Annotated in this window: 16 protein-coding genes and 1 pseudogene; 5 read left to right on the top strand and 12 right to left on the bottom strand. The window is 65.0% G+C overall.

Annotated features, from left to right (window positions below):
- Positions 1-53 precede the first annotated feature (53 nt).
- Positions 54-185, top strand: a pseudogene (locus OA56_RS04925) (helix-turn-helix transcriptional regulator); the annotation flags it as partial.
- A gap of 10 nt (positions 186-195) precedes the next feature.
- Here the strand turns inward: OA56_RS04925 and OA56_RS04920 are convergent.
- From OA56_RS04920 to OA56_RS04900, 5 genes are all read right to left on the bottom strand, one after another.
- Positions 196-1,476: a tyrosine-type recombinase/integrase gene (locus tag OA56_RS04920; RefSeq protein WP_461583793.1), complete on the bottom strand. Its 1,281-nt coding sequence runs from the start codon at positions 1,474-1,476 to the stop codon at positions 196-198.
- A 286-nt stretch (positions 1,477-1,762) separates the two neighbouring features.
- Entirely contained in the window at positions 1,763-3,331 is a 1,569-nt protein-coding gene (gene guaA / locus OA56_RS04915) for a glutamine-hydrolyzing GMP synthase (RefSeq protein WP_461583791.1), read from the bottom strand.
- A gap of 4 nt (positions 3,332-3,335) precedes the next feature.
- On the bottom strand, positions 3,336-4,796 hold the full coding sequence (gene guaB, locus OA56_RS04910; protein WP_461583789.1) for an IMP dehydrogenase: 1,461 nt from the start codon (positions 4,794-4,796) through the stop codon (positions 3,336-3,338).
- 45 nt (positions 4,797-4,841) lie between these two features.
- On the bottom strand, positions 4,842-5,159 hold the full coding sequence (locus OA56_RS04905) for an RnfH family protein (protein ID WP_461583786.1): 318 nt from the start codon (positions 5,157-5,159) through the stop codon (positions 4,842-4,844).
- The gene (locus OA56_RS04900) at positions 5,152-5,595 is read right to left on the bottom strand and encodes a type II toxin-antitoxin system RatA family toxin (RefSeq protein WP_055423537.1); all 444 of its coding nucleotides are present in this window, start codon (positions 5,593-5,595) and stop codon (positions 5,152-5,154) included. The genes OA56_RS04905 and OA56_RS04900 overlap by 8 nt, the downstream gene beginning before the upstream one ends.
- Positions 5,596-5,664: 69 nt before the next feature.
- Here OA56_RS04900 and smpB point away from each other — a divergent pair, with 69 nt between their 5' ends.
- Positions 5,665-6,111, top strand: coding sequence for an SsrA-binding protein SmpB (gene smpB / locus OA56_RS04895; RefSeq protein WP_028874893.1), 447 nt, complete (start codon positions 5,665-5,667; stop codon positions 6,109-6,111).
- A 68-nt stretch (positions 6,112-6,179) separates the two neighbouring features.
- The gene (locus OA56_RS04890) at positions 6,180-6,971 is read left to right on the top strand and encodes an enoyl-ACP reductase FabI (RefSeq protein ID WP_055423536.1); all 792 of its coding nucleotides are present in this window, start codon (positions 6,180-6,182) and stop codon (positions 6,969-6,971) included.
- A gap of 39 nt (positions 6,972-7,010) precedes the next feature.
- On the opposite strand, the gene OA56_RS04885 is transcribed toward OA56_RS04890, so the two are convergent.
- On the bottom strand, positions 7,011-8,600 hold the full coding sequence (locus OA56_RS04885; protein ID WP_055423535.1) for a peptidylprolyl isomerase: 1,590 nt from the start codon (positions 8,598-8,600) through the stop codon (positions 7,011-7,013).
- Positions 8,601-8,780: 180 nt separating this feature from the next.
- Here OA56_RS04885 and OA56_RS04880 point away from each other — a divergent pair, with 180 nt between their 5' ends.
- Positions 8,781-9,125, top strand: coding sequence for a DUF3579 domain-containing protein (locus tag OA56_RS04880; RefSeq protein WP_461583783.1), 345 nt, complete (start codon positions 8,781-8,783; stop codon positions 9,123-9,125).
- Positions 9,126-9,169: 44 nt separating this feature from the next.
- Here the strand turns inward: OA56_RS04880 and rpsT are convergent, their stop codons facing one another.
- Positions 9,170-9,433, bottom strand: a complete 264-nt coding sequence (rpsT, locus tag OA56_RS04875; RefSeq protein ID WP_055423533.1) for a 30S ribosomal protein S20 — start codon at positions 9,431-9,433, stop codon at positions 9,170-9,172.
- A gap of 72 nt (positions 9,434-9,505) precedes the next feature.
- Between rpsT and murJ the strand changes: the two genes are divergently transcribed.
- Positions 9,506-11,056, top strand: a complete 1,551-nt coding sequence (murJ, locus tag OA56_RS04870) for a murein biosynthesis integral membrane protein MurJ (RefSeq protein ID WP_055423532.1) — start codon at positions 9,506-9,508, stop codon at positions 11,054-11,056.
- Between the two features lie 7 nt (positions 11,057-11,063).
- On the opposite strand, the gene OA56_RS04865 is transcribed toward murJ, so the two are convergent.
- From OA56_RS04865 to OA56_RS04845, 5 genes are read right to left on the bottom strand one after another with little or no spacing between them, the layout of a single operon-like run.
- A complete protein-coding gene (locus OA56_RS04865; protein ID WP_055423531.1) occupies positions 11,064-11,561 on the bottom strand; it encodes a hypothetical protein in 498 nt (165 codons plus the stop codon).
- A gap of 52 nt (positions 11,562-11,613) precedes the next feature.
- Complete coding sequence (locus tag OA56_RS04860) at positions 11,614-12,861, bottom strand: 6-phosphofructokinase (protein ID WP_461583780.1); 1,248 nt, start codon at positions 12,859-12,861, stop codon at positions 11,614-11,616.
- Positions 12,858-13,427, bottom strand: a complete 570-nt coding sequence (locus OA56_RS04855) for an NUDIX domain-containing protein (RefSeq protein WP_461583778.1) — start codon at positions 13,425-13,427, stop codon at positions 12,858-12,860. The genes OA56_RS04860 and OA56_RS04855 overlap by 4 nt, the downstream gene beginning before the upstream one ends.
- A gap of 15 nt (positions 13,428-13,442) precedes the next feature.
- Positions 13,443-14,915, bottom strand: coding sequence for an NADH-quinone oxidoreductase subunit NuoN (gene nuoN, locus OA56_RS04850; protein ID WP_461583776.1), 1,473 nt, complete (start codon positions 14,913-14,915; stop codon positions 13,443-13,445).
- Positions 14,916-14,947: 32 nt separating this feature from the next.
- The gene (locus OA56_RS04845) at positions 14,948-16,435 is read right to left on the bottom strand and encodes an NADH-quinone oxidoreductase subunit M (protein ID WP_055423527.1); all 1,488 of its coding nucleotides are present in this window, start codon (positions 16,433-16,435) and stop codon (positions 14,948-14,950) included.
- Between the last annotated feature and the right edge of the window lie 9 nt (positions 16,436-16,444).

Raw genomic sequence — 16,444 nt, 5'->3', positions numbered from 1 at the left:
AGTGCCACGCAATCGTCCGGGACCTGACACGTACGTTTTTGAGAGCAGCCGATATGCGCATCATCCAAGAAGACGAACTCAAGATTCCTGGCCGCGTTCTCATCAACCGCAAGCAGCTTCTACAGATCGTTCCGCTATCGGATCGGACGATTTACGAGCTTGAAAAGCGCGGCGAATTCCCGAGACGATTCGCCCTCACTCCGCGATCGGTGGCATGGGATCTGGGGGAGGTCGAAGCATGGATAGCGGAGAGGAAGGCGGCGGCACAACAGCCCAAAGCGCCGGGTCGCCTTTTACCCAAAGGTCGATCATGTCTGCCCAATCCTGAAGCATGACGCGACGCTGATCGGCGTATTCAGCCTTGTTGTAGATCGCTCTTACGCCCTTTTGCTCATGGGCGAGGCACTTCTCGATCCAATCCGTGTTGTAGCCAGCCTCGTGAAGCAGAGTGGATGCCGTCCGCCGCAAGTCGTGGACGCAAAACTTCCCCAAAGGCTTCCCATCTTCCTGCGCCGCCTTCCACGCCAGGGTCGTCACTTGATTCAGTGTGGCCTTGCTCATGGGAATGTCGGGATCGTAGCGGGACGGCAAGACGTAACGCGACCCACCCGCGCACGTCTTGAGGGCAATAAAAATATCCAATGCTTGGCGGGACAGGTACACCACGTGCGGACGCTTTCTCTTCATCCGTTCCGCTGGAATGGTCCAGGTCGCCAAAGTAAAGTTGACTTCGTCCCACGTCGCGTCGGTCAATTCCGACTTCCTGACCATCGTCAACAGCAGCAACTTGACCGCCAAGCGAATGGTCGGTGCGGTCGATACGCGCTCCAAGTATTGATAAAGCAACCAGATCTCTTGCGGAGATAGCGCTCGGTCTTTTGGTTGGAAGCGCGCAATGGATGCGGGCCGCACGAGTTCCGCGGGGTTTTCATAACGATGCCCGCGATCCAGCGCGTACCGATACACCATGTGGACGACTTCACGCGCATGAACGGCTGTTGCCGGCGCACCTCGCGCCACGATTTTGTCGCATAGTTGCCGAAGATCTTCGTGGCCGATCTCCGTCATCTTGAGTCGACCAAACGGTTCCTTTAGATCACGCTCATAGACCGACCGGCGCATGTCTCTTGTGGACTCAGCCATCGGGTAATGCTTGAGCCACAGTTCAGCCCAGGAGCCGAACGTTTCGGCGTCTCTGATCTTCCGCTTCTCCCTGGACTTCTGTCGCGCCGGTGATTTACCTTCGCTGACCAACTTTTTCGCGGCCAGGAGCCTTTCTCGCGCTTCAGCCAGCGTGATGCCATCGGCCCCATAACGGCCGAGCACCAGCGTTTCCTGGCGACCATTGAGTCGGTAGTTGTAACGGAAGGAGATCGTCCCCGCGGGAGTGACGACCACATACAGACCGTCGCGGTCGGCGACTTTGTACGGTTTCTCGCTGGGTTTGAGGCTGCGAAGCTTGGTGTCGGACAGCATCTCGATACCATCACCGAAAAAGCGCCGAAATACGGCATTTTTTCTTTGTTCGTCAATAAGTTATCGGATATCGATACCATCTCGGGCACTGCGCTCGGTCGATGGCATCCGCCGCAGCCCATGATACCAGATCGCAGAATGCCAGCAAATATACCAGCAAAAATCGACCGCTTACCCCTGCCTGACGCTGCTAGACCTTGCTAGAAAAATTTCTGTTTTTTTATCCCTAACAATGACTTACCGAAAACTTGTTGCCTGTTCTCTCTGGTTGCTTCCAGACATCTAATCATTCCCACTCGATCGTCGCCGGCGGCTTGCCCGAGATGTCGTAGACCACGCGGTTGATACCAGTCACTTCGTTGATGATGCGGTGCGACACCTGGGCCAAGAGCGCATGCGGCAGTTCCGCCCAATGAGCCGTCATGAAGTCCTGCGTCTGCACCGCGCGCAGCGCGATCACGTACTCGTAGGTGCGGGCATCCCCCATCACGCCGACGCTGCGCACCGGCAGGAACACGGCGAAGGCCTGGCTCACCTTGTCGTACCAGTCGGCACGGCGCAGCTCGTCGATGAAGATGGCGTCGGCCTGGCGCAGGATGTCGGCATATTCGCGCTTCACCTCCCCCAGGATGCGCACCCCCAGCCCCGGTCCGGGGAAAGGGTGGCGATAGACCATGTCGTGCGGCAATCCGAGGGCGATGCCCAGCTCCCGCACCTCGTCCTTGAAGAGCTCGCGCAGCGGTTCGAGGAGCTTCAGATTCAGCGTCTCGGGCAGCCCCCCCACGTTGTGGTGGCTCTTGATGCTCGCCGCCTTCTTCGTCTTGCCGCCGGCCGATTCGATCACGTCGGGGTAGATGGTGCCCTGGGCGAGCCAGCGCGCGCGCGGCAGCTTCGCCGCCTCTTCCTGGAAGACTTCGACGAAGACGCGCCCGATGATGCGCCGCTTCTGCTCCGGATCGGCCACGCCAGCGAGCGCCGAAAGAAAACGTTCGCTCGCATCGACGTGGATCACCTTCACGCCTAGGTTGCGCGCGAAAGTCGCCATCACCTGCTCGGCCTCGTTGAGGCGCAGCAGCCCGTTGTCGACGAAGACGCAGGTGAGCCGATCGCCGATGGCGCGGTGAATGAGCGCTGCGGCCACCGACGAATCCACTCCGCCGGAGAGCCCTAGGATCACCTCCTCGTCGCCGACCTGCGCGCGGATGCGGGCGATGGCCTCGCCGATGAAGTCGGGCATGGTCCAGTCGCGTCCGCAGCCGCAGATCTCGTGCACGAAGCGCTCGAGCATCTCCTTGCCCTTGAGCGTGTGCGTCACCTCGGGGTGGAACTGCACGCCGTAGAAGCCGCGCGCCTCGTCGGCCATGGCGGCGATGGGGGTGGCGTCGCTGCTGCCGATCACGGCAAAGCCCGGTGGCAGCGCGACTACCTTGTCGCCGTGGCTCATCCACACTTCTAGCACCGCGCGCCCTTCTTCGTCGCGCCGGTCGTGCAAAGGGCCGAAAAGGCGGTTTGGGGCAGTGACGCGCACTTCAGCGTAGCCGAATTCGCGCTTTCCGCTCGCGGCCACCTTGCCGCCCAGCTGCTCGGCCATGGTCTGCATGCCGTAGCAGATGCCCAGCACCGGCACCCCCAGGCGGAAGACGACCTCGGGCGCGCGCCAGTCGAGCGCCGCGTAGGCCGAATTGGGCCCGCCCGAGAGGATGATGCCCTTGGGCGCAAAGGCGCGGATGAAGTCCTCGCCCACGTCGAAGGGATGGATCTCGCAGTAGACCTGCGCCTCGCGTACGCGCCGCGCGATGAGCTGGGTGAGCTGCGAGCCGAAATCCAGGATCAGGATCTTGTCGTGTTGGGTCATGGGATCAATCGACGTGGTAGTTGGGGGCTTCTTTGGTGATCTGCACGTCGTGCACGTGCGATTCGCGCACGCCGGCGGCGGTGATCTCGACGAACTGCGCTTTCTCCTGCAGCTCGGCAATGGTGTGGCAGCCCAGATACCCCATGGCCGAGCGCACGCCGCCCACCAGCTGGTGGATCACCGCGCTCACCGGACCCTTGTAGGGCACCCGGCCTTCGATGCCCTCGGGCACCAATTTCTCCACGTTGGCGCTCGCGTCCTGGAAATAGCGGTCGGCCGCTCCCTGCTGCATCGCTCCGAGCGAGCCCATGCCGCGGTAGGCCTTGTAGGAACGCCCCTGGTAGAGCACCGTCTCGCCCGGCGCCTCTTCCGTCCCGGCGAAGAGACTGCCCAGCATCACGGCATCGGCCCCGGCCGCGAGCGCCTTGGCGATGTCGCCGGAATAGCGGATGCCGCCGTCGGCGATGAGCGGCACGCCGGTGCCAGCCAGCGCCGCGGCCACGTCGTCGATCGCGGTGATCTGCGGCACGCCCACTCCGGCGACGATGCGCGTGGTGCAGATCGAGCCCGGGCCGATGCCCACTTTCACGCCGTCGGCGCCGGCATCGAGCAGCGCCCGCGCCGCCTCGGCGGTGGCGATGTTGCCGCCCACCACCTGCACCTGCGGATAGGTGCGCTTGACCCAGCGCACGCGATCGAGCACCCCTTGCGAATGGCCGTGCGCCGTATCGACCACCAGCACGTCCACGCCGGCGGCCACCAGCAACTCGGCGCGCTCCTCGGTCCCGGGGCCCACGCCGATCGCAGCCCCCACGCGCAGGCGACCGTGTTCGTCCTTGGTGGCGAGGGGATGTTCGCTCGATTTCTGGATGTCTTTGACCGTGATGAGCCCTTTGAGCACGTCGTGCTCGTCGAGGATCAACACGCGTTCGAGGCGGTGACGCTGCATCAGGGCCTTCGCCTCCTCGAGCGTCGCCCCCTCGCGCACGGTGACGAGCCGCTCGCGCGGCGTCATGATGGTGGCCACCGGCACATCGAAGCGCGTCTCGAAGCGCAGGTCGCGGTTGGTGACGATGCCCACCACCTTGCCGTGCTCGACCACCGGCAGACCCGAAACGCCGAGCTGACGGGTGAGGGCCAGCACCTCGCCCACGGTCATCGTCGGCGGGATGGTCACCGGATCCTTCAAGATGCCGGATTCGAAGCGCTTGACCTTGGCGACTTCCGCCGCCTGCTGCTTGGGCGTGAGGTTCTTGTGGATGATGCCGATGCCGCCTTCCTGGGCGAGCGCGATCGCCAGGCGCGCCTCGGTGACGGTATCCATGGCGGCGGACACCAGAGGCAGATTCAGGCGAATCTCGCGCGTGAGCCGGGTGGAGAGGTCCGCGTCGCGCGGCAGGATGGCGGAATGGGCGGGAACGAGGAGGACGTCGTCGAAGGTGAGGGCTTTCTTCAGCAGTCGCATGGTACAGTCCTTGGACCAAAACGGAATTATACCGGCGAGAGCGCCTCAGGGAGCCGTGCGCTCCTCGGGGTTTTTGTCGCGGGGTGTTCGGGCACGGCGCCGGCGCACCGCTTTCGGATCGGCGATGAGTGGCCGGGTGAGTTCCACCCGGTCGCCGTCGGCAAGCGGCGTCTCCGGCGGCACGAGCCGCCCGAAAAGGCTGCAGGCCCGCTCCCAGCTTGGCCGCAAATCCGGATGGCGCTCGAGAATCGCCGATCGCTCCACCGCGTCGCGCACCGTCGCCCCCGCGGGCAGGATGAGGGGGACGCGCTCGATCACCCCCGGGGCCGGCGCATAGACGAGATCGACGCGCAGCTCAGCCACCGCCCTCGCCCTTCAGCGTCCGCGCCCGCTGCACGAAGGCATCGATGAAAGTCGCCGCGATGCGGTTGAACACCGGCCCGAGGACTTTCTCCAGCAAGCGGGAGGCAAATTCATAGTAGAGATCGAACTCCACACGGCACGCCCCCTCGCCCAGCGGCACGAAGCGCCACTCGCCTTCGAGCCGACGAAAAGGCCCTTCCTTGAGGCGGATGCGCATGTGGTGGGGGAATTCCTTGTCGTTGACCGTGGTGAAATGGGTCTTGATACCATGAAAATCCACGCGCAGCGTCGCCTCGGTCACCGTGTCGGTGCGCCGGTGCAGCGTCACGCCGCCGCACCAGGGCAGGAATTGCGGATAGTCTTCGCAGCGGTCGACGAGCTCGAACATCGCCGCCGCCGGAGAATCGATCAAGACGCGCTTATGGACCTCGGCCATCGTGTGCTTTCGCCGGCTGCTCACCTATAATCGACGATTCTACCCCAGCACGTCACCGGAACGCCGTCCATGAGCATCGTCGAAAACCGCAAGGCGCGCCACGATTACTTCATCGAAGAAACCTTCGAGGCTGGCATCGAGCTGCAGGGCTGGGAAGTGAAAGCGATCCGCGCTGGCCGGGCGAACCTCAAGGAAGCCTACGTCATCGTCAAGGATGGCGAGCTCTTCCTGCTCGGCATGCACGTCACGCCGCTGGCGAGCGCCTCGACCCACGTCCATCCCGACCCCACGCGCACGCGCAAGCTGCTGCTGCACCGACGCGAGATCGACCGGCTCATCGGCCAGGTGGAACGCGCCGGCTACACGCTCGTGCCGCTCGATCTGCACTTCTCCCGCGGCCGCATCAAGGCCACGATCGGGCTTGCCAAGGGCAAGAAGCAGCACGACAAGCGCGAGGCCGAAAAAGAGCGCGACTGGTTGCGCGAAAAGGCCCGCTTGATGCGCGAGAAGCGCTGATACGAAAGCCCACGCGGGCTTGCCGTATAATCGCCGCCACACCATAAAACTACGATGGAGCACACCCGATGGGCTTTCTCGCCGGCAAAAAGATCCTCATCACCGGAATGATGAGCAACCGCTCGATCGCCTACGGCATCGCCAAGGCGATGCACCGCGAAGGCGCCGTGCTCGCCTTTACCTACCAGAACGAACGCTTCGAAGAGCGCATCCGCAAGATGGCGGCGGAATTCGACTCCGAGCTCGCCTTTCCGCTCGACGTCACCGACGACGCGCAGATCGAAGGGCTATTCACGGCGCTGCGCCAGCACTGGGACGGGCTCGACGGCCTGGTGCACTCCATCGCCTACGCCCCTACCGAAGCACTCGACGGCGACTTCCTCGATGGATTCACGCGCGAAGCCTTCCGCATCTCGCAGGAAGTGAGCGCGGCAAGCTTTCCCCTGCTCGCCAAGGCCGCCCGGCCGATGATGAAGGGCCGGAATGGCTCGCTCCTCACCCTCACCTACCTCGGCGCCGTGCGCACCATGCCCAACTACAACATCATGGGCCTGGCGAAGGCGAGCCTGGAAGCGGCGGTGCGCTACATGGCCGCCTGCCTCGGCCCCGAAGGCACGCGCGTCAATGCCGTCTCGGCTGGACCGATCAAGACGGTGGCCGCCTCGGGCATTGGCAGTTTCGGCAAGCTGCTGCGATTCAACGAGCACAACGCCCCACTGCGGCGCAACGTCACGATCGAAGAAGTGGGCAACGCCGCGGCGTTCCTGTGTTCGGATCTGGCGAGCGGCATCACCGGCGAGATTCTCTACGTCGACGGGGGTTTCAATACCACCGCGCTCGGAAACCCTGAACAAGAATGACGTGAATCCGCCGGGCTTGCTTGCCCCGGCGGAAGTTTGTCAGGGCGCCGCGGTGAGCTCCTGCAGCGCCTCGCGCCGGATCACGACGGGGTGACGCGTCTCCAGCGTCTTCAGCCAGCCGCGCCACTCCACGTTGCCCACCACCGAGCGGATGCGCTCGCCGGCAAACTGTACCATCGGGTCGTCCGCCTGCAGCTGCGGTCGGCGCACGCCCTCGATGCGCACGAACCAGCGATCCCCATTGGACGCTTCCCAGCCGAGATAGCGCGGCCAGGGAGGCGTGGCCTTGAAGATCTCGTCGACGAGCTCCGGCGGCAAGGCATTGGAAGCCCGGGTCAGACTACGCTTGGGCTGCCACGCGAGCTCGGGCACTGCCTCACCCTTTTCCAGGCGTTCCAGCCATTGCGGCGCCAGTTCCCGCAGCCGCTCACGGCCTCTTTCCCGCGCCAGGTCCTGGATCACCCGCGCCCGCGCTTCGTCGAAAGAAAGAGCCCGCGGCGGCACGTATTCAGCCACGCGCACCGCGGCGAGCTTGCCGGGGGCGAGTTCGACCGGTTCGAGGTTCTGCCCTCCCTGGGCCTGCGCCTCCTTGAGCGCAGCGATGAGCTTGTCGCTCTTCACGCCGGCGATCTCGACTTCCTCCAGCGGCACGAGTTCAGTTTCGTGGATTCTTAGGCCAAAACGCTCGGCCACGGGGTCGAGCCGGTCGATCGCCTCGAACACGGCGTTGCCCAGTTCTTCGCGCACTTCCCCGTAGCGCTGCCGAGCCTGACGCACGCGCCAGGAATCGGCCAGCGCCTCGCGCACCTCCTCGAAGGGCCGCACCTGCTGGCTGGCCGGATCGCGAAAGAGCTCCGGTGCCTGCTCGTAGAGTGCACGCAGATCCGCCTCGCTCGGCGTAAGCCCACGGCCGATCTCTTCTTCATCGACGAGGAGGTACTGCAGCCGAACCTTGGCCGGTGCGACGTAACGCGCCGCGTTCGCCTCGTAGTAGGCGCGCAATGCCTCCTCCGTCAACCCGGCGGGGTCGGCTTCGTCGGCAGCGGCGCGCACCGCCACGCTCACCTCGCGCTCTTCGAGCTGCTGCGCCACCAGCTGCAGCGTCTGCTCGCGCGGCACGATGGCCCCCTGCGCGATCGGTTCCACCAGGCGCTGCACTGCCAGATCCTGGGCGAGCATCGCCTCGAACGCCTTAGGGGTGAGCCCCTGAGCCCGCAGCACCGCCTCGTAGCGCGGATAGGAGAACTGTCCGTCCTGCTGGAACACCTCGAAAGAGGCGATCGCCCGCTGCAAGGCTTCGGGCGTTACCACCACTCCCAGCCGAGCCGCCTCGACCTGTACGAGACGGCGCTCGATGAGCTCGCGCAGCACCCTCTCGACGAACGCGGGGTCGCGGACGATGCGCGCGTCGAAATTCTCACCGAACCGTTGGCGCAGCTGCGCCGTGCGCTCTTCCACCGCCTGGCGCAGCTCGGCCGTGGTCACGACCGCATCGCCTACCTTTGCCGCCTCCTGATGGCTGGGACCGCCGGAGAAATAACGCTCGATCCCGAAGAAGGCGAAGGGCAGGATCAGCAGCAGCAGAATACCCTGGGCGATGCGTCGCTTGCGACGGATGACTTCGAACATGAGGCGAATTCCCTCCACGATGGGCACGGCAACGATTCGACCGCGCAACGAACGAAGGATTATCGCATCAAAATTCCCCGAAGCGTCCGGATCGCGACCGCACCGACATCGGCCGGACGGCGGGCTGGGCTATAATTGGACTTTTCGCGTGACGCCGGATCGACTCTCGACGGGCCTCCCATGAAACCCACCGTGCGCAATTTCGTCATCGTCGGGCTCACTTCCGAAGGCAAGCGCTTTCGTCCCAGCGACTGGGCCGAGCGCCTGTGCGGCATCATGTCGCAGTTCGGCTCCGACCATAAAATGCGCTATTCGCCCTACGTCCAGCCCGGCCCCGACGAGAATGGCGCCAAAACCGTGCGGGTCGACGCCCGGCTCTACGACATCGAACCCCTCGCCTACCACTTCTTGCTCAACTTCGCCAAGGACAACGACCTCCAGCTGCGTTTCCCCGACGAAGAAACGCCACCTTCCGATGACGAAGACGGACCGGAGAACGCAAGGCAAGAAAAAGGCAGCCCCTGAGCTGCCTTTTCTTCGCCAAGGCGAGAAGGATCTTTGGCGATTCTTCAGCCGAGCGCCTTGATCCGCGCCATCAGCCGGCTCTTGTAGCGCGCGGCGGCGTTCTTGTGGATGATGCCTTTTCCGGCCATCGAATCGATCACACCCTGCGACGCCTGGAAAGCGGCAAGGGCCTGCTGTTTGTCGCCAGTAGCGAGCGCTTGACGCACCGATTTGATGGCGGTGCGCAGGCGCGAGCGCAGACTGCGATTGTGCGCGCGGCGCTTGAGCGCCTGACGGGCGCGCTTGCGAGCTTGAGCCGTGTTGGCCATGTCCTTCAACCCCGAAATACTTGGAAGAAACTATAATTCTAGCCTTTTCGCCATTTTGATGCAACCGACACGATGAACCTGCTGCGCGCGCTGGCCACCGTCAGCGGTTTCACGCTCGCTTCCCGCATCCTCGGCTTCGTGCGCGACCTGCTGATCGCCGCCGTCTTCGGCGCCGGCCCTGCCACCGACGCGTTCTTCGTCGCCTTTCGGCTACCGAACCTGCTACGGCGGCTCTTCGCCGAAGGAGCCTTCTCCCAAGCCTTCGTTCCGGTGCTGGGACACACGCGCGAGCGCGAAGGCGCGCAGGCGACGCAGCGGCTGATCGACCGCGTCTTCACCCTGCTCCTGGCCGCAGTGAGCGCCGTGACGCTGGTGGGCATCGTCGGTGCCGGCGCGCTCATCGCCGTCTCGGCTCCCGGTTTCCTTGCCCGCCCCGAGACCTTCGCGCTCGCCGTGTCGATGACGCGCATCACTTTCCCCTACATCCTGTGCATGGCGCTGGTGGCTTTCTCCTCGGCCATCCTCAACACCTGGGGTCGGTTCGCCCTGCCGGCAGCCACGCCCGTGGCGCTCAACCTCTCCTTCATCACCTTCACCGTGCTCGCACTCGCCGGCGTGCCGGTCTTCGAGCCGCCGGTCACGGCGCTCGCCTGGGCCGTGCTCGTGGGTGGGCTCGCGCAGGTGCTGCTGCACGTGCCCGCCCTGCGGCGCCTGGGCACCTGGCCGCGCTGGGACTGGGCCCCGCGCGACGAAGGAGTGCGCCGCGTGCTGCGGCTCATGGCCCCGGCGGTGCTGGGCGTGTCGGTAGCCCAAGTCTCGCTCCTCATCAATACCGTGTTCGCCTCCCTGCTGCCCAGCGGCAGCGTCTCCTGGCTCTACTACGCCGACCGGCTGATGGAATTCCCTTCCGGGTTACTGGGTGCGGCGCTGGGGACCATCCTGCTGCCGAGCCTGTCGCGGGCGCACGCGCGCGCGAGCCGCGAAGACTACCAGGCTCTGCTCGACTGGGGGCTGCGCCTGACGGTGCTCCTCACCCTGCCGGCGGCCGCGGGCATGGCGCTGCTGGCCGAACCGCTGGTGAGCACGCTCTTCCTCCATGGCGCCTTCGACGCACAGGATGCACTCGCCACCTGCCGCGCCCTCGTCGCCTACAGCGTGGGCCTGACGGCCTTGATCGCGGTGAAGATCCTCGCCCCCGGCTTCTACGCCCAGCAGAACGTGCGCACACCGGTGAAAATCGCCCTCGTCTCGCTGGTGGCCACCCAGGCGATGAACGGGCTCTTCGTCTTCGTGCTGCCCCTCGCGCACGCGGGCTTGGCGCTGTCGATCAGCCTCGCGGCCTGGCTCAACGCCGGACTGCTGCTGCATGGCCTGTGGCGGCGCGGCACGTACCGCCCGCTGGCGGGATGGGGAAGATTCCTGCTGCGGGTGACGGCGGCCACCCTCGCGCTCGGGATCGTGGCCTTGTGGGGAGCCCGCGGCCTCGGCGACTGGCTGCACCTACCCGCCCTCGAGCGCAGCGGCCGGCTCGCCCTGCTCCTTGCCGCCTGCGCGCTCGCCTATTTCGGCACCCTCTACGCTTCGGGAATGAGGCTGGCCGAATTCCGTCGCCACGGCGCATGAAAAAGCGTTACATCGCATCCGGATCGAGCCAGTTGTAGACGTAGCTCACGCTGGTGCGCTCGACCACATCCCCTTTGAAATGCACGTTGAAGAGGGTGAAGAGCACGCCGCGCCATTCATTTCTGATGTTCCAGTCCCACACCTCCTCGCCGGAGAGGGAGTAGAAGTGCTCGCGGCGATGCGCTCCGAGCAGACGGTCGACTTCGGCCTTGGTCATGCCCGGCTTGATACGCGCCAGATTCTCCGGCGCGAGCGCATCGTGCTGCTCGACGATGCGACCGTCGCGATCTACCGTGTACATCCAGCAGGTCCAGCCGTAAGGTTGAGTGGCGTATTCCAGCGTGCGCGTGCCGTCGGGGTTCTCCCACACGCGCGTGGGCGAACCGCGCGCGGCGAGGAGCTGGGATTCGGTCTCGAAGACGGGCGAGTGGATGAGCGGCGTGGCGCACGCGCTCAGCGTGAGCACCACGGTGAAGAAAACGGCTTGCAGCAACCGGGCACGCATCCCTCTCTCCTGTTGCATCGCCTGCAAAGCATTATAGGCAAGGGAGGGGCGATCAGGGCGCGGACCACGGTGCGCAGCGCTTCGGCAGGCTCTCCCATGCGGGCAGATGCACGTCCGGCAATCCGCCACGGCAAGGGGTGGGCAAAGTCCCCTCGATGAGCGGAGCGAGCCAGCGCTGGAAGTCCTCATTGACGCCACAGCCTGAGGCATCGATCCACTGCGGCGGAAAGCCGCGCTCGCGGTTGGCTGGGGTATCGATCGGCACCGTCACGCAGCGGTATCGGTACGGCGCCTCGCCTTGGCGCTCCACCGCCACCATCGCCGCCGAGATCCCTGCAAGCGCCGTCTCCACGGCGAATTCGCCCAAGCGGTCGGCGACCTCGTAATCGATGGGGCTTGCCCAATGCGCCGCGGCGCGCTGCAGATAATCGGGCACGGCGACGTGGTACTTCACGCCGAATTCCTGCGCGAGCCGCTGCGCGAGCGCCAGCCCTACCCCGCCGAGCTGGACGTAGCGCCCCGCTTCCACTCCCCGCATCGACAGCAGCCGCCCCGCTTCGTCTTTCACCCCTTCGGCGACGACGAGGGAGCAAAAACCAAGGCGGGAGAGCGTCTCCTCCACCCGAGGGAAAACCGTCTCGGTGCGAAAAGGCGTCTCCGGCAGCAGCACCAGATGCGGCCCTTCGTCGGGAGCGAGGCGTTGCACGATCGAGGTGCTGGCGGCGAGCCAGCCGACGTTGCGCCCCATGGTCTCCATGACGAAGAGCCGGGGCTTGCGCACGTAAAGGGAAGCCAGGTCGAGGCTCGCTTCGAGATAGCTCGTGGCGAGATACTTCGCCGCCGATGGATAGCCGGGAGAAAAATCGGTGCCGAGAAGGTCGTTGTCGATGGTCTTGGGAATACCGACCACCGTGAGGGGGTACCCCAGGCGCTGCGCGCTCAAGTGCAACTGGCGCACCGTATCCATCGAACCGTTGCCCCCGTTGTAGAGCAGCCAGCGCACCTCATGCGCCTCGAGCACGGCGAAAAGCCGCTCGTGCAGGGCCGGCGCTTCGTCGAACGGCGGCAGATCGAAACGGCAGGAGCCGAAAGTCCCGCCCGGCGTGCGCGAGATGCGCGCAAGCACAGAAGCATCGAGCGCGCCGGGCACGACGAGATCTTCTTCGAGCACACCGAGGATGCCATGCCGTGCAGCGAGAAAGGGCACCCCCGATGCGGCGCAGGCGCGCATCACGCCCACGGCGCTCGCGTTGATCACCGCCGTCATTCCGCCCGATTGGGCGTAGAGGAGCGTGCTCATGGCGTGGGCAGCCCGAGCGCGCGCAGCCGCGGCAGGGCGAGCAACAAGGCCGAGAGCGTCTTGCCGTCGGTGATCTCACCGGCAAAGATCGCCTGCCACAGGCGCGGCAGCGGCCAGTGCAGCACCTCGAGGAATTCGCCGTGATCGAGACAACGGCGACCGGCACGCAGTCCGCGGGCGAGAAAGACGTGGATCACCTCGTCGGAATAGCCGACGCAGGGATGAAAATGCCCGATCGTTTCCCAGTACTCGGCCGTGTAGCCGGTTTCTTCCTCCAGCTCGCGGCGGGCACAATCGAGTGGCGGTTCGCCCGCGTCGAGCTTTCCTGCCGGCAGCTCGACGATGCTGCATCCCAGGGGGTAGCGGAACTGGCGCTCCAGCACCACTTCGCCGGCGTCGGTGAGCGCGATCATCGCCGCGGCGCCGGGATGGCGCAAGTATTCGCGCGTCGTCTCGTGCCCATCGGGCAGGCGCACGCGGTCGCGCAGCACGCGCAGGAAGACACCTTCCCATACCGTATCCGAGGCCTGCGTTACTTCGCGCAGAGGGTCGTCGGCCGCAGACACGGAAAGCGTCCTCGCTCAGAAGGAAGTGAGGATGGCGTAGGCGCAGATCGACATCAATCCCTGCGGCATGAGGCCGGCCACCGCCAGGGTCAGGGCGTTGGCGGAAAGCAGCACGCGCGTCTCGCTGGAGGCGATGAGGGCCGTGCGATCCGTCGGCTCGTCGAAGTACATCACCTTGACCACCCGTAGGTAGTAATAGGCACCGATCACCGACATGATCACCGCGAGCACGGCAAGCCAGGTGTGCCCAGCGGCAACCACCGCCTCGAGCACGGCGAACTTGGCGAAGAAGCCGAGGAAGAAGGGGATGCCGGCCATGGAGAACATGACGAAGAGCATCATCGCCGCGAACCAGGGGCTACGGCGGTTGAGCCCTTTGAAGTCGTCGATGTGCTCGGCCTCGAAGCCGGTGCGCGCGAGCAACAGCACCATGCCGAAGCTCGCCAGGCTCATGAGGGCGTAAGAAACGGCGTAGAAGAGCGCCGAGCTGTAGGCATTGAAGGCAAGCTGGTGACTGCCGTCGGTAACGCCGGCGAGCAGGCCCAAGAGCACGAAGCCCATGTGGGAAATACCCGAGTAGGCGAGCATGCGCTTGATGTTGTTCTGGGCGATCGCGGCGAGGTTGCCGAGCACGATGGAGGCCACGGCGAGCAGCATCAGCATCGGCTGCCAGGTCTCCGCCAGCCCGAAGAATCCGCCGACGAGCAGCCGCAGAGCGAGCGCGAAGCCGGCGAGCTTGGGCGCCGAGGCGATGAGCAGCGTCACCGGCGTGGCGGCACCGTGATAGACGTCGGGCACCCACATGTGGAAAGGCACCACGCCGAACTTGAAGGCGATACCCGCCACGAGGAAGGCCACGCCGAACTTGAGCACCGTCTCGTCGCCCGCCCCCAGATAGACCGCCTGGGCCACCGTGCCCAAGTCGAGCGAGCCGGTGGCGCCATAGATCATGGACATGCCGTAGAGCAGCAGCCCCGAGGAAATCGCCCCCAGCACAAAGTACTTGATTGCCGCCTCGGAGCGCAGACCGTTGTCGCGGTCGAAGGCGACGAGCGCATAGAGCGCGAGCGTCATCATCTCCAGGCCGAGGTAGAGCACGAGCAGGTTGTTCGCCGACACCAGAATCATCGCCCCCAGCATCGACAGCAGCATCAGCACGTAATACTCCGCTTTCTCCAGCCGCCGCTCGATGAGGTAGAGCCGTCCGTAGAGGAGCGAGGCGAACACCGACAGGTAGATGAAGAGCTTGAGCACCTGGCCGAGCCAATCCGAGACGTACATCGTACCGAAGGTGTAGCGCACCGTCGGCTCGGTCACCGAGAAGACCGTGATGAAGGCGGCGCCGATGACGGTGATCTGCGCCAGCGCATAGCCGAGCTCCCGGCTGATGCGGCGCAGGAACGTCCCCGCCACCATGACGACGAGCGCCATCACCGCCACGAAGATCTCGGCAGCCGCCAAGGAGAAGTCCGGTCGTTCGAATTCCATGTTCTATCCCGTCCCAGCGTAGAGGGCTTGACTCAGTGCAGTTTGCCGGCGGCCACGTGCCGCAGCAGTTCATCGACGGAGGCGTGCATCACGTCCAGGAGCGGCGCCGGATACACCCCGAGCAGCAGCACGAAGAACGCGAGCACCGCCAGCATCCAGAATTCGCGCGCTCCGATGTCCGTGAGCGCCGCCACGCGCTCGTTGGCCACCGGGCCGAAGACGACGCGCTTGTACATCCACAGCGAGTAGGCTGCGCCGAGGATGAGGGTGGTTGCGGCCACGAAACCGATCCAGAAGTTGGACTTCACCGCGGCGAGCGCCACCATGAATTCCCCGACGAAGCCGCTGGTGGCCGGCAACCCCGAGTTGGCCATGGCGAAGAGCAGGAAGAAGGCGGCGAACTTGGGCATGACGTTGACCACGCCGCCATAGTCGGCGATGCGCCGCGAGTGCATCCGGTCGTAGAGCACGCCGATGCACAGGAACATCGCCCCCGAGACGAAGCCGTGCGAGATCATCTGCACGATCGCCCCTTCCACGCCGAGCCGGTTGAAGACGAAAAAGCCCAGCGTGACGAAGCCCATGTGCGCGATCGAGGAATAGGCCACGAGCTTTTTCATGTCCTCCTGCACCAGGGCGACGAAGCCGATATAGACCACCGCGATCAAGGAAAGCGTCACGATCAGCCACTGAAAGCTCATGGACGCATCCGGTGCGATCGGCAGCGAGAAGCGCAGGAAACCGTAGGCTCCCAGTTTCAGCGCGATGGCCGCCAGCACCACCGAGCCGCCGGTGGGCGCCTCGACGTGCGCATCCGGCAGCCAGGTGTGCACCGGCCACATCGGTACCTTGACGGCGAAGGCCACGAGGAAAGCGAGGAAGAGCAGCTGCTGCGTGCGCAGGTCGAGCGGCAGGCGATGCCAGTCGAGGATCTCGAAGCTGCCGTTGGAGGCGTAGAAGAGATAGAGCAGCGCCACCAGCATCAGGAGCGACCCGGCGAGCGTGTAGAGGAAGAACTTGATCGCCGCGTAGACCCGGTTCGGCCCGCCCCAGATGCCGATGATGAGATACAGCGGAATGAGCGAAGCCTCGAAAAAGACGTAGAAGAGCACGGCATCCATCGCCGAGAAGATGCCGTTGATGATGCCGGACATGATGAGGAAGGCGGCCATGTACTGCGCCACGCGCTCCTGGATCACCTCCCAGCCGGCGATGACGACGATGAGCGTGATGAAGGAATTGAGCAGCACGAAGGGCATCGAGATGCCGTCCACGCCGAGGTGGTAGTGCACCGCGTAGCGCGGGATCCAGTCACGGATCTCGACGAACTGCAGCGCCGAGGTAGCCGCGTCGAACTCGAACCACAGCGGCAGCGTCACCGCAAAGCCGAGCGCCGCCGCGAAGAGGCTCGTCACCCGCGCCAGCGGCGCATTGCGGTCGTTGCCACCCACCGCGAGCACCAGCAGCCCTCCGAGGATCGGAATCCAGATCGCCAAGCTCAGTAAAGGAATTCCCGCCATGTCGCTCTT

Source organism: Tepidiphilus sp. HLB4 (genome assembly GCF_054823945.1).
The sequence above is the reverse complement of the archived record's forward strand: the minus strand, read 5'-3'. Positions and strand labels throughout refer to the sequence as shown.